This window comes from Mycobacterium sp. NGS48, from assembly GCF_059812585.1.
Window position 1 is genome coordinate 371,977 of sequence record NZ_JCALCY010000004.1, and the last position, 13,486, is coordinate 385,462.

Annotated in this window: 9 protein-coding genes and 1 tRNA gene; 5 read left to right on the forward strand and 5 right to left on the reverse strand. The window is 66.6% G+C overall.

From position 1 onward, the window contains the following. Window positions 1-72: 72 nt before the first annotated feature. Complete coding sequence (locus tag AC5Y42_RS10845; protein ID WP_499897990.1) at window positions 73-465, reverse strand: Fur family transcriptional regulator; 393 nt, start codon at window positions 463-465, stop codon at window positions 73-75. A 49-nt stretch (window positions 466-514) separates the two neighbouring features. Continuing rightward, the gene (locus AC5Y42_RS10850) at window positions 515-895 is read right to left on the reverse strand and encodes an ArsR/SmtB family transcription factor (RefSeq protein ID WP_499897992.1); all 381 of its coding nucleotides are present in this window, start codon (window positions 893-895) and stop codon (window positions 515-517) included. A 139-nt stretch (window positions 896-1,034) separates the two neighbouring features. On the opposite strand from AC5Y42_RS10850, the gene AC5Y42_RS10855 reads away from it, so the two are divergent. Both AC5Y42_RS10855 and AC5Y42_RS10860 read left to right on the forward strand, forming a co-directional pair. Next, a complete protein-coding gene (locus tag AC5Y42_RS10855) occupies window positions 1,035-2,426 on the forward strand; it encodes a glycine--tRNA ligase (RefSeq protein WP_499897994.1) in 1,392 nt (463 codons plus the stop codon). A gap of 118 nt (window positions 2,427-2,544) precedes the next feature. After that, window positions 2,545-3,432, forward strand: coding sequence for a type IV toxin-antitoxin system AbiEi family antitoxin (locus AC5Y42_RS10860; RefSeq protein ID WP_499897995.1), 888 nt, complete (start codon window positions 2,545-2,547; stop codon window positions 3,430-3,432). 68 nt (window positions 3,433-3,500) lie between these two features. On the opposite strand, the gene AC5Y42_RS10865 is transcribed toward AC5Y42_RS10860, so the two are convergent. Further along, a complete protein-coding gene (locus tag AC5Y42_RS10865; RefSeq protein ID WP_499897997.1) occupies window positions 3,501-5,483 on the reverse strand; it encodes a TPM domain-containing protein in 1,983 nt (660 codons plus the stop codon). A 49-nt stretch (window positions 5,484-5,532) separates the two neighbouring features. Between AC5Y42_RS10865 and AC5Y42_RS10870 the strand changes: the two genes are divergently transcribed. Beyond that, window positions 5,533-6,780 (forward strand): deoxyguanosinetriphosphate triphosphohydrolase, encoded by a 1,248-nt coding sequence (locus tag AC5Y42_RS10870; RefSeq protein ID WP_499897998.1) that lies wholly within the window; start codon window positions 5,533-5,535, stop codon window positions 6,778-6,780. A gap of 26 nt (window positions 6,781-6,806) precedes the next feature. Next, entirely contained in the window at window positions 6,807-8,699 is a 1,893-nt protein-coding gene (dnaG, locus tag AC5Y42_RS10875; protein WP_499898000.1) for a DNA primase, read from the forward strand. 4 nt (window positions 8,700-8,703) lie between these two features. Here the strand turns inward: dnaG and AC5Y42_RS10880 are convergent, their stop codons facing one another. Beyond that, complete coding sequence (locus AC5Y42_RS10880; RefSeq protein ID WP_499898142.1) at window positions 8,704-8,952, reverse strand: hypothetical protein; 249 nt, start codon at window positions 8,950-8,952, stop codon at window positions 8,704-8,706. Between the two features lie 148 nt (window positions 8,953-9,100). Between AC5Y42_RS10880 and AC5Y42_RS10885 the strand changes: the two genes are divergently transcribed. After that, window positions 9,101-9,176 (forward strand) — tRNA-Asn (locus tag AC5Y42_RS10885). 47 nt (window positions 9,177-9,223) lie between these two features. Here AC5Y42_RS10885 and AC5Y42_RS10890 read toward each other — a convergent pair. Then, the gene (locus AC5Y42_RS10890) at window positions 9,224-13,354 is read right to left on the reverse strand and encodes a bifunctional nitrate reductase/sulfite reductase flavoprotein subunit alpha (RefSeq protein WP_499898143.1); all 4,131 of its coding nucleotides are present in this window, start codon (window positions 13,352-13,354) and stop codon (window positions 9,224-9,226) included. Window positions 13,355-13,486: the final 132 nt, after the last annotated feature.

Here is a 13,486-nt window from a genome sequence, read left to right on the forward strand (position 1 = left end):
AGTGTGCGTGTCCCCGGTCGACACGCCGAGCCTTTTTCCGGGTTTGCGCACGCTCGCCATCGGGGTGCGCACCTACCTTCGACACTCCGAGCAGGTGCCGAAGATCTCGATGGTGTGGCTGACGTCGGAGAACCCGTGTTCGGCAGCAACCTGCGCGGCCCACTTTTCGACGTCGTGGCCGACCACTTCGACGGTGGACCCGCAGCTGCGGCACACCAGGTGATGGTGATGGTGCTCCGAGCAGCGCCGGTAGACCGTTTCCCCGGTGTCGGTGCGCAGGGTGTCGAGCAATCCGGCAGCCGACATCGACTGCAGCGTCCGGTAGACGGTGGTCAGGCCGATGTTCTCGCCGCGCCGGCGCAGCTCGTCGTGCAGCTCTTGAGCCGACCGGAACTCGTCGAGGGTGTCCAACAGCGTCGAGATCGCCGCCCGCTGCCGGGTGGAGCGCACACTGGCTCGGGTCATGAGCGCCGCTCCTTCTCATCGCTTCGCTCTGCATCGTCGCCGGCGCGGGTCATGAGCGCCGGTCCTCACCGGCATGGGCGACCGCGTCGATGACGATGTGTGCCAGGTGGTGATCGGCCAACCGGTAGAGCACTTCGCGGCCCGAGCGTTCCCCGGTGACCACGCCGGCGGCCTTGAGGATTTTCAGATGCTGGCTCACCAGCGGCTGCGGCACACCCAGCGCGTCGACCAGCTCATGCACGCAACGCTGGGATTCGCGTAACTGCAGGACAATGGCGATGCGTACCGGCGCGGCCAGCGCCCGCAACAGCTCACCGGCGGCGTCGAGGATCTCCCGCGACGGTGGCGCGGGGAACGTCGCCGATCCACTGTGCTCGTGGCTGCCGACCAGCTCGTCGCCGTCGGCGGCCATTGAGGTTGAGGGGGACATGCCATCACCTGCGCTGTTGGGGAGCTAGTGGGAACCGTTATCGGTTGCTTCCACTGTCACATGCGCACTGATGCATGTCAAAGGTGCCCGCGGCCGGTCGCTACGATGACGGTGCTCATCGCCCCCATCGACAACAGGAGTGCAGCACCTCGTGGCGTCCGTCATCGACACCGTCGTGAACCTGGCCAAACGACGCGGCCTGGTCTACCCCGCCGGGGAGATCTACGGCGGCACCAAATCGGCCTGGGACTACGGACCGCTGGGGGTGGAACTCAAGGAGAACATCAAACGGCAGTGGTGGCGCTCGGTGGTCACCGGCCGCGACGACGTCGTCGGCCTGGACTCGTCGATCATCCTGCCGCGCGAGGTGTGGGTTGCTTCCGGACATGTCGACGTGTTCCACGACCCGCTGGTCGAGTCGCTGATCACGCACAAGCGCTACCGCGCCGACCACCTCATCGAGGCCTACGAGGCCAAGCACGGTCATCCGCCGCCGAACGGTCTGGCTGATATCCGCGACCCGGAGACCGGTGAGCCCGGTCGGTGGACCGAGCCACGCGAGTTCAACATGATGCTCAAGACCTACCTCGGGCCGATCGAAACCGAGGAGGGGTTGCACTACCTGAGGCCGGAGACCGCGCAGGGCATCTTCGTCAACTTCGCCAACGTGGTCACCACGGCGCGCCGCAAGCCGCCGTTCGGTATCGGGCAGATCGGCAAGAGCTTTCGCAACGAGATCACCCCTGGCAACTTCATCTTCCGGACCCGCGAGTTCGAGCAGATGGAGATGGAGTTCTTCGTGGAGCCGTCCACGGCGCGCGAGTGGCACCAGTACTGGATCGACGAACGGCTGTCCTGGTACGTCGATTTGGGAATCGACGCGGAGAATCTGCGGCTGTTCGAGCATCCCGCGGACAAGCTGTCGCACTACTCCGACCGCACCGTCGACATCGAGTACAAGTTCGGCTTCCAGGGCAACCCGTGGGGTGAACTGGAAGGCGTGGCCAACCGTACCGACTTCGACTTGTCCACGCATGCAAAACATTCCGGTGTCGATCTGTCCTTCTATGACCAAGCCAGCGATAGCCGATATGTGCCTTATGTGATCGAGCCGGCGGCCGGCTTGACCCGGTCGTTCATGGCCTTTTTGATCGACGCCTACCACGAAGACGAGGCGCCGAATGCCAAGGGCGGCATGGACAAGCGCACGGTGCTGCGGCTGGATCCGCGGCTGGCGCCGGTCAAAGCCGCCGTGTTGCCGCTGTCGCGGCATGCCGACCTCAGCCCCAAGGCGCGTGATCTGGCTGCCGAGTTGCGCAAGTGCTGGAACGTCGATTTCGACGACGCCAGTGCGATCGGGCGACGTTATCGGCGCCAAGACGAGATCGGGACGCCGTTCTGCGTGACAGTGGATTTCGATTCCCTCGAGGATCACGCCGTCACCATTCGGGAGCGCGACGCGATGACTCAGGACCGGGTGGCGCTCGACGGCGTGGCCGATTACCTCGGGGCGCGCCTGCGAGGGTGCTAATTCTTCCGCGAGCGTGCGTGTCGCCGGGCGACACGCCGAGAGTGTCGCCGGGTCCACGCACGCTCGCTATCCACAGGCGTGGCTACCGTCGCTGCCGCGAGGGCTGCACAATCCGCCGATGGTCAACGATCTGGATACCCTCCTGGCCGAGCAGGGCGGCGTCGCGGCCACCGCTCAGCTAATCGGGCGGCTTGGCCGCGCCGGATTCGAAACCCGCGTCGCCCGTGGGGAACTCGTTTCGGTGTGGACGGGCGTCTACGCTCGAACAGAACCCGACATGCTGCTGCGACTGCGCGGCCTGGACCTGCGCGCCGGTGAGTCCGTTGCGGTCTGTCTGGGAACCGCTGCCGCCGCTTATGGCTTCGACACGGAGGACGACCACGACCTGCACGTGCTGAACCCGGTCGGACACCAGCTGCGCCGCTCCGACGGCCTGGTCGTCCACCGCCGCGAGGGCGCACCGCTGAGCATCATCGACGGTAGGCCGGCCACCGAACCGGCTTGGACCGCAGTCGAAGTCGCGCGCAGCCTCCGTCGCCCCCGGGCATTGGCAACGCTGGACGCCGCGCTGCGCAGCGAGACGTGCAGTCGACGCCAGCTACGAGCGGCAGCTGCCCGTCAGGCCGGTCGGCGTGGAATCGTCCATGTGCGGGAGTTGATTCCACTGGCCGCCGCCGAACCGGAATCGCCGATGGAGAGCGAGGCGCGGCTGGCGATGCTCGACGGCGGGCTGCCGGCGCCCACACTTCAGTACGAGATCGTTGACCGCAACTGGCAGACGTGGCGCGTCGACTTCGCCTGGCCCGACCGTCTGGTTGCGGTCGAGTACGACGGGTTCGATTGGCACAGCGGTCCGGACGACCTGCGTCGCGACCGGCAAAAGCGCGCCGCGCTGCGAGAGGTCGGCTGGACGGTGCTGTCGGTTGTGGCCGACGACGTGCGGCGTCGCTCCTGGGACATGGTGCGCCGCATTGACATTGAGTTGACCGCCTCACGTGCTGCGTGAGTGTGCGTAAACCCGGAAACAACCCCGGCGTGTCGACCGGGGACACGCACGCTCGCGCCCAAACGGGATCAGAACCTGCCGCCGCCTCCGAAGAAGCCGCCGTCGGAACCACCGAACGACGTCGGGCCCCAGCCGCCGCCGCCACCCCAACCCCCGCCGAAGCCGCCACGCATCCCGCCGCCGAGCATGTCTCCGATGATGATCCCGCCGAGCATTGCGCCCATCTGATTGCCGCCGCCGTAACGCCCGGCGTAGGCGCGCTGCGCGGACTCGAGATCTGCGTTGGCCAGCGCTTGCGCCTGCGCGGCCAGCGTCGCCGCGCCGTTGGCATACGAGATCGCCTCGCCGACGTTGGTCGCTCGCTGGTCGAGGGCGGCTTGCAGTTGCCGCCTGGCCTCGGCAAGCCGGGTCCGCGCCTCCGGGCCGATGCTGCCACGCCGGGTGTCGATGTAGTCGGACACCGCCCGCACCCGCGACTGCGCGGTGAACAACGCCTGTTCCAGCGTGCGGTTGAGGCGCTCGGCGGTGGCCTGCTCCTCGGCGAGAACAGCCAGCAGCCGGTCCAGATCCGCGTCGGCCTTGGTCAATCGGGTGAACGCCCCGAGCGGATCGGCCGAACCGCCGGCCTGCGCGGCGTCGACGGCTTTGGCAGCCGCATCACGAGCGGTGGCCAGTTCGCGGGCGTGCTGGCCCAGCCCCTTGCCCAGCAAGACGTTGGCCTGCTCGAGCCCCGCCCGGATGTCGGCGATCAGCTCCGGCAGGGTGGCCGCAGCGTGGCGGATGTCGCTGGCCGCACTGTCCACGGCGTCGAGCAGTGCACGGACCTGGCCCAGGGCCGACTCGGCGGCGCGCACGGCATCCACCAGGCCACTGAGCTGCCCGCTGACAGGCCGCGCCGCCAGTTCACGGGCATGGCCGATGTTCTGTTCTGCGAAAGCCAGCCGCTCCTTGGCCGTTTCACAGTTGCCCGACACTGAAGTCAAGGCCGCGGCGTCGAATTCGTCGCGCAGCGCGGTCAGCCGCTGCTCGCACGGCTCCACCCGCGCAGTGAGTTCGACGAACTGCTGGGTCAGTCCGTCCACCCGAGTCGGCGCATTGATCACCAAGTCCCGCAGCTGCTCGAAGGCCTCCCGCTGCGCTTCGAGCTCACGGTCGGCCCGCGCTGCCGAGACGACCACACTGGTGAGCAGCTCGCGCCGCTGTGCCGACGTCTCGGGAATGGCGTCATCGAGCTGCTGTCGTACGTTAAACGCTTGCGCCAGCGTCGCTTTGGCGTTTTCTACCGCACGGCGGAACGGTTCGGTGCGCTGCCGGCCGAACTCGTCGATCGCCAGCTCCAGCTCATTGGTGCTGGTGCGCAACGCGTTGTCGACGTCGACCACCTTCGACCGCGACAGGTCGTCGAGGGCGTGCAGCGGCACCGCGGCCAGCGCCTCCGAATCGGTGGGGTCGACGCGTCGCGCCGCGGCCACCTCGGCCACCCGCCGGCGCCGCTGCCGGTAACGCATGATGAACCACAAAGCCAGCACCCCGGCCGCGATCACACCCAGCGCGATCGCCAGCGGCGCCCAATTCGTTGACCCGGGCCCTCGGTTGAGCCCATTGGCGGCCGCGACTGCCGCACCGCTCCAGTCGCCGCGACGCAGCGCGGGTTCGATCTGGTTGTGCCGCAGGTCATCGACCTGCTTTGAATTGATGCTCTTCACTGTCGAGGGCACCAGGAACGCATAGGAACGGTCGACGGTGGCCACCGCGAGCAACGCGTCCCCGGAACCCAAGTCGCTGGCCCGCCACGTGCTCTGCGCCCAGTCCATGGCGCCTTGTCCGGAGAAGCCGTCGACGTAGACCACCCACAGCCGGATCTTGCGGTCGGTGTAGAGCTTGTCGACCGCCGATTCGACCGCGCCGTGGCCCGACCCGGTCAATGCGCCGACGTCGTCGACGACGTAGTTGGGCAGTCGGAAGGGTGGTTGCGCGGCCGCGCTCGGCGCCAGCAGCAGTGCGGCACTCAAGGTCGCCAAAACCAGGCCGAGCAGACGAACGGTGCGCATGGTCGCCAATGTAATCCGCCGACGGAACGTACTGGCAGACTGAGCGGCGATGACCCAGCAGGATCCCTACGACGAGTACGACCGTGAGCGGTTGGTGCCCGAAGCGCCCAAGACGGCGGGCTTGCCGGGCAGCGAGGGCCAGCACCGCACCGATTTCGCCCGCGACCGCGCCCGGGTGCTGCACAGCGCCGCGCTGCGCCGCCTGGCCGACAAGACCCAGGTCGTCGGGCCCCGGGAAAGCGACACTCCGCGCACCCGGCTGACTCACTCGTTGGAAGTCGCCCAGATCGGGCGGGGCATGGCGATCGGGTTGGGCTGTGATCCTGACCTGGTCGACATGGCCGGATTGGCCCACGACATCGGGCATCCGCCGTACGGCCATAACGGGGAGCAGGCCCTCGATGAGGTCGCCGCAGACTACGGCGGCTTCGAGGGGAACGCCCAGAATTTTCGCATCCTCACCAGTCTGGAGCCCAAAGCCCTTGACCCACAGGGACTTAGCGCCGGACTGAATCTGACCCGCGCGGCGCTGGACGCGGTCACCAAATATCCCTGGACGCGCACCGCGGACCGGCGCAAATTCGGCTTCTATCACGCCGACGCCGACGCTGCCGCCTGGGTGCGTCAGGGGGCGCCACCGGACCGGGCCTGTCTGGAAGCGCAGGTGATGGACTGGGCCGACGACGTCGCGTATTCGGTGCACGACGTCGAAGACGGTGTCGTCTCCGGGCGCATCGACCTACGGGTACTGGCCGACGACGACGAGGCCGCCGCGCTGGCCAAACTGGGGGACACGGAGTTCACCCATGTGCGCGCCGACGACCTGGTCGGCGCCGCCAAACGCCTCTCCGGGCTGCCGGTGGTCGCCGCAGTCGGCAAGTACGACGCCACGCTGGCGGCGTCGGTGGCGCTCAAGCGCCTCACCAGCGAGCTGGTGGGCCGGTTCGCCTCGGCGGCGATCGCGGCCACCCGCGCGGCCGCCGGGTCCGGGCCGTTGGTGCGATACGCCGTCAACCTGCAGGTGCCCGAGTTGGTCCGCGGCGAGGTTGCAGTGCTGAAGATCCTGGCGCTGCAGTTCATCATGTCCGACCCACGGCACCGGGAAATCCAAGCCCGGCAGCGTGAACGCATTCACCGGGTCGCGCAATGGCTGCTGGCCGGCGCCCCGCGGACCCTCGACCCGATCTTCGTCCCGGCCTTCAACACCGCCGCCGACGGCGGCGCCCGGCTGCGCGTCATCGTCGACCAGATCGCCTCCTACACCGAGGGCCGATTGGAACGCATCGAGGCAAGTTAGTCGTCGGCTGGCTCTACACTGTGCCGATGGCCGGCCGTATCTCCGATCGCGATATCGCCGCCATCCGCGAACGAGTCCGCATCGACGAGGTCGTCGGCGACTACGTCCAACTCCGCCGCGCCGGCGCCGATTCGATGAAGGGCCTGTGCCCCTTCCACGACGAGAAGTCGCCGTCGTTCCACGTGCGGCCCAACCACGGCCATTTCCACTGCTTCGGCTGCGGCGAAGGCGGCGACGTGTACGCGTTCATCCAGAAGATCGAGCACGTGAACTTCGTCGAGGCCGTCGAAGTGCTCGCCGACCGGATCGGCTACACGATCACCTACAGCGGCGCAGCCACCAGCGTGCAGCGCGACCGCGGCAGCCGCAGCAGGCTGGTTGCGGCCACTGCCGCTGCCCAGCAGTTCTACGCGGAAGCACTGGAATCCGCCGAGGCCGCGCCGGCTCGCCAATATCTGACCGAGCGCAGTTTCGACGCCGACACGGCCCGTCATTTCGGCTGCGGGTTCGCCCCGTCGGGGTGGGATTCGCTGACAAAGCACTTGCTGCGCAAGGGTTTCGAGTTCAAGGAGCTGGAGGCCGCCGGTCTGTCCAGGGAGGGCAGGCGCGGTCCGATCGACCGGTTCCACCGGCGCCTGCTGTGGCCGATCCGCTCGTCGGCCAATGAGGTGATCGGATTCGGCGCCCGGCGGCTGTTCGACGACGACCCGATGGAAGCCAAGTACGTCAATACTCCCGAGACGCTGCTGTACAAGAAGTCCTCGGTGTTGTTCGGTATCGACCTGGCCAAGCGGGACATCGCCAAGGGTCATCAGGCCGTCGTGGTCGAGGGCTACACCGATGTGATGGCAATGCATCAGGCCGGAGTGACCACGGCGGTCGCCTCCTGCGGCACCGCCTTCGGCGATGAGCACCTGGCGATGCTGCGGCGATTGATGATGGACGACAACTTCTTTCGCGGTGAGCTGATCTACGTGTTCGACGGCGATGAAGCAGGCCGAAACGCTGCCCTCAAGGCGTTCGGCGGCGAACAGCATCTGGCCGGGCAGTCGTTCGTCGCAGTGGCCGCCGATGGCATGGATCCTTGCGATCTGCGGCTGGCGTCCGGTGACGGTGCGCTGCGCGACCTGGTGGCGCGGCGAACACCGTTGTTCGAGTTCGCGATTCGCAGCGCGCTTGCCGAGACCGACCTGGACAGCGCCGAGGGTCGGGTGGCCGCGCTGCGCCGCTGCGTGCCGATGGTCGCCCAGATCAAGGACCCCACGCTGCGCGACGAGTACGCGCGCCAACTTGCCGGCTGGGTCGGTTGGTCGGACGTCGCCCAGGTCGTCGGCCGGGTGCGTGATCAAGCCAAAGGCCGGGGCCGGCCGCAGCGCAGCGCCGTGACGCCCGCCGAGAAGACGTCCGGGCCCGCCGCGTTGCGTCCCGATCCGCGGGATCCGACGCTGTGGCCGCAACGCGAGGCGCTCAAGTCGGCGCTGCAATATCCGGCATTGTCGGGGCCGGTGTTCGACGCGCTGACGGTGGACAGCTTCACCCATCCTGGTTATGCCGCCGTACGCGCCGCGATCGAGGCGGCCGGCGGCACCAACGCCGGCATCAGCGGAGGCCAGTGGCTCGACGCGGTGCGCCAACAGGCTCCGTCGCCGGCAGCGGCAGGACTGATCAGCGAACTGGGCGTCGAGGGAATCCGGGTCGACGACGACGAGAAGTTGCCGCGCTACATCGCCGGGGTGCTGGCCCGGCTGCAGGAAGTCTGGGTGGGCCGGCAGATCGCCGAGGTCAAGTCCAAGCTGCAGCGCATGTCACCGGTTGAGCAAGGCGACGAGTATCACGCGCTGTTCGGTGACCTCGTCGCGATGGAGGCTTATCGGCGCAGCCTGCTCGAGCAGGCCAGTGGCGACGATCTGACTGCCTGACCGGTTACCTCGCGGCGTTCCGCTTTTGCGGCTCGACGACGCTGGTTCCATCCTCGATCTCGGTCAACGTCACCATCCGCGCGTCGGGTGAGACCCGATTGGCGACCTTGCGGCGCCCCGCCTCGATCAGCGATTTGGTGGCAGGACTGCTGGTCATCGCGCGATAGGTGCCGACGATCTGTTCATAGCGGCGGCGGCCCGCCTTCGCGCCCAAGATGTAACCCAGTCCCAGCACGACGACATACCGGATCAATGCGGTCCCCTCCAAACAACGGTGCGTGGTTACATCCTGCCTCACATCGGCAGGCGGCGGCGGGCGGCAGCGGTGACTTGGCGTCGCCGTAGGCCCGTAGGCTAGAGTCATCCCTCGTCGCGCGGTTGTGTCCGCGTGGACCGGGCAGTCCCCTGTAGCTCAATTGGCAGAGCATTCGGCTGTTAACCGAAGGGTTCCTGGTTCGAGTCCAGGCGGGGGAGCCACCTCGGTGATCGCAATCGCCGGATTGGCTCAGCTTCCGACCTGTCGGTCAGTAGACATCGCGTTGGTAGCGCTTTGTCGAGGAAAGATCCCGCACGTAGGCTCTCGCCGTGTCGTGGTCGAGACAACCGTGTTGTGCCACGATCTCGTGCAATGTGCGGTCTACCTCTTTAGCCATCAGATGCCCATCGCCGCAGACGTACACGTGCGCACCGTCCTCTAACCATCGCCATACTTCGGCGCCGCGCTCTCGCATCACGTCTTGCACATAGACTTTCTCGGGCTGGTCCCGGGAGAACGCCAGGTCGAGTCTGGTGAGAAACCCATCGGCGTGCATCGACTCGATCTCGTCGCGGTAGTAGAAATCGGTGGCGGAGTTGCGTTCGCCAAAGAACAGCCAGTTCGGGCCAGGTTGACCGAGCGCACGACGTCGATGTAAAAAGCTGCGGAACGGCGCGACCCCGGTGCCAGGGCCGATCATGATCATCGGTGTATCCGGATCGGTCGGAGGGCGGAAGTGATTGGCCTTCTGAACGAAGATGCCAATGTCGTCGCCGGCGGCATGGTCGGCCAGATACGTCGAGCACACCCCGCCGCGCGGGAGCCCCGCGAAGTCGTAACGAACGGTGCTGACGGTCAGATGCACCTCGTGCGGATTGTCGATCGATGCGGACGAGATCGAATATAGCCGCGGCACAAGCGGTTTGAGCACAGCAAGCCATTCGTCAACCGATGCCGTAACAGGCCATTGCGCAAGTACGTCCGCCGTCTGGCGACCCCACATCCAATCGGCCAGCGCCGCCTTGTTCTCCGGTTTGACCAACGCCGCCAATGCGCTGTCACCGCTGCGTTCGGCAACGAACCGCAGCAGATCACCGCTGATACGCGCGATCTCAAACCGTTCGGTAAGCGCGGTGCGCAATGGCATCGACCCGTGGTCTGGAAGTCCGACCGCTGTCTCCCCGTCGAGGCCTGTGCTGTTCAGCCATTCGTCGACCAGCGCGGGGCTGTTACGCGGCCAGACGCCCAGGGCGTCGCCGGCGTGATAGGTCAGTGTGCCCTCCGGCAGGCCGAACGCGAATTGTCGCACCTCTTTGGTCGAACCCGGGCCGCTGAGCAAAGTGTTACGCACCAGGCAGGTGATGAGCGGTCTCTTGCGGCTGTACAACTGCCGGTCTGGCGCCGCCTTGGGTGCACCATGTAGACCAGTCGGTGCCGGCGCGGCGGCGGGACCTGCGGCAGCACCGCCGACGAGCACGGGTGACTTGGTCAGTGCTTCGCGCACTGCGGCCAGCCATCGGGTGGCGGCGTCTTCGTAGTCGGGCTCGCAGTCAACCCGGTCAAGCATGCGGGTGGCGCCGAGCTCGGACAGCCTATCGTCGAGCTTGCGGCCATGACCGCAGAAGTCGGCGTAGCTGGAGTCGCCGAACGCCAGCACTGCGTAATGGGTGTCGACGAGTCGTGGAGCGTCTTCGGCGGAGAGTTTCTCCCACAGCGCGGCACTGTTGTCCGGTGGTTCGCCGTCGCCGGTGGTGCTGGTGATGACCAACAGTTCCCGCGTCATCGACAGGTCGGCCGCCGGGAACTCATCCATGGCGTGCAAGGCCACGGGTAATCCCGCCGCACCGAGTTGCGTGGCGCACTCGGTGGCGAATTCTTCGGCGTTGCCGGTCTGCGACGCCCACAGCACCGTGATCGTGGGAGGCTGGGCTCCGGTCGGCTTGTCGTCGACGACGGGATCGGCCGGTGCGGCTGCGGGAACCGCTTCGGGTGCCGGGCCGCGCGAGAAAAGCCCGGCGAGCACACCGTCGACCCACATCCTGGTCTTCGGCTCGAACGGTGCGCTGACGGGCAGGATGGGTACACCGGCCGCCTGGCGACCGACGTCCGAGCGCAGCGCAGTCACCAGCCCGGAAAGGTAGCTGCGGCCGAGCGGATCGAAGTCCGGCACGGGTTCGTTTGCCACGCCCAGTAATTCGGCCAGCGCGCCGACCTGTGGCGGGGCGATCGTCGAAGCCTCGATCGTCGGAGTCGCGGTTTGTTGCGCAGCGGGTTCGGTGACGGCGATCTTGGTCAACGTGACTGCGCAGGCCTTGTACTCCGGTTGCTGTGAGGTGGGGTCGACGGCGTCGTTGGTGACGGCGTTGATCGACAGGTATTCGCCGAACGCATCGTTCCAGTGAAACGGGGCAAAGCAGTTGCCGGGCCGCACCCGATCGGTGACCAGGGCGGGCAGCACGGCGCGGCCGCGGCGGGAGGCAATCTCGACGGGATCGTCGCCGACGATCTGGAGTCGCGCGGCGTCGTCGGGGTGAATCTCCACGAACGGCCCTGGATTGAGCTTGTTGAGCTTGACCACCTTGCCGGTCTTGGTCATCGTGTGCCACTGGTGCGGCAGGCGGCCGGTGTTGAGCAGGAACGGGTAGTCGTCATCGGGCATCTCGTCGGGCAGCAGATGCGGTCGGGCGAAGAACACCGCGCGACCGCTGGGCGTTGCAAACGCCAACCGCGGGATACTGCCGTCCGGGCGAACGAGTTGCGTCTGGCTCACCCCGTCATTGAGGTAGCGGATCGAGTTGCGGTCGCGAGCGCTGCCAGCCGAGCACGGCCATTGAACCGGGGTCTCGCGCAGCCAGTTGTAGCTGATTCCGCTTAAGTCGTAGCCGGTCTTCGGGTTGGCGAACTGCTTGATCTCCTCGAAGACGTCCTCGGCGCAGCGGTAGTCGAAGGCGTCGGCGTACCCCATCTCGGCCGCGACCCGAGCGATGATTTGCCAATCCGGCAATGCTTGACCGGGTGGGTCAACGGCCTGCTGGAACAGAGTGACGTTGCGCTCGGAGTTGACCATCACACCGTCAAACTCGGTCCACAGCGCCGCCGGCAGCAACACGTCGGCGTACTCGTTGGTCTCCGTTTCGAGAAAGGCATCCTGGGCGATCACCAGTTCGGCCCGCTCCAGGCCCGCCAGCACCGTCTTGCGATTGGCCACTGTGGCAACGGGGTTAGTGCAGATGACCCAGCACGCCTTGATCTGGCCGTCGGCCATTTGGCTGAACATGTCGATGGTTCCGCCGCCGACGTCGGTGCGCAGCGTGCCGCGCGGGATGCTCCAGGCGTCCTCGACGAAGGCGCGGTCTTCCTCAGAGGTCACCGATCGCTGGCCGGGCAAACCGACTCCCATATAACCCATCTCACGGCCGCCCATCGCATTGGGCTGGCCGGTCAGCGAGAAGGGTCCGCTTCCGCGTTTGCAGAGCGCGCCGGTGGCCAGGTGCATATTGCAAACAGCGTTGGTGTTCCAGGTGCCATGGGTGCTCTGGTTGAGGCCCATTGTCCAGCAGCTCATCCAGTTCGCTGCCTCGCCGATCCACTGCGCGGCGGTGCGGATGTCTGTTTCGGCGATACCGGTGATCTCGCTCACGGTGTCGGGCGGAAACTGCTGCAAGAAGGTCGGCATCACCTCCCAGCCCTCGGTGAATTCGGCGATGAATTCGGAATCGCTGTCGCCATTTTCGACGATCAGGTGCAGCAGACCGTTCAGCAGAGCTAGGTCGGTGCCCGGGTTGATCTGCAGAAACAGATCGGCTTTTTCGGCGGTTGCGGTGCGGCGCGGGTCGACGACGATCAGTTTGGCGCGGGCGGCCTTGACCCGGTCCATCATTCGCAGAAACAGAATGGGATGGCAGTCAGCCATATTAGCGCCGATGACGAAGAAGACGTCGGCCGCATCGAAGTCCTGGTACGAGCCGGGCGGACCGTCGGCGCCCAGGGATTGCTTGTAACCGGAACCGGCGCTGGCCATACACAGTCGAGAGTTCGACTCGATCTGGTTGCTGCCGATGAACCCCTTGGTCAGTTTGTTCGCAAGATACTGCGCTTCGGTGGACATCTGTCCCGACACGTACAGTGCGACGGCGTCTGGGCCGTGTTCGTCGATGATTGCCCGCAACCGCTTGGCGCAGTGGGTGATCGCGGCATCCATATCGGCCGCCTCGATTGGCTCACCGCGCTGCGGTCGCAGGTAGGCCGACTCCATCCGGCCGGGTGCGGCCAGCATCTCCGCGGTAGTCGCGCCCTTCGTGCATAGCCGGCCGAAGTTGGTCGGATGCGTCTTGTGCCCGGCCGATTTCGCCACCCGGCGTCGGCCGGTCTGCGGATCCGTGTCGACCTGCAGAACCATCCCGCATCCGACACCGCAATAGGCGCACAGCGTGTCGACGGCGTCGAACTCGGCAGCCACGCGTACTTCCTCCTCGATGCGCAGGCGACATTGAGCACAAGCATGCGATGCGGTTGTTTCAAGATCAGTAAG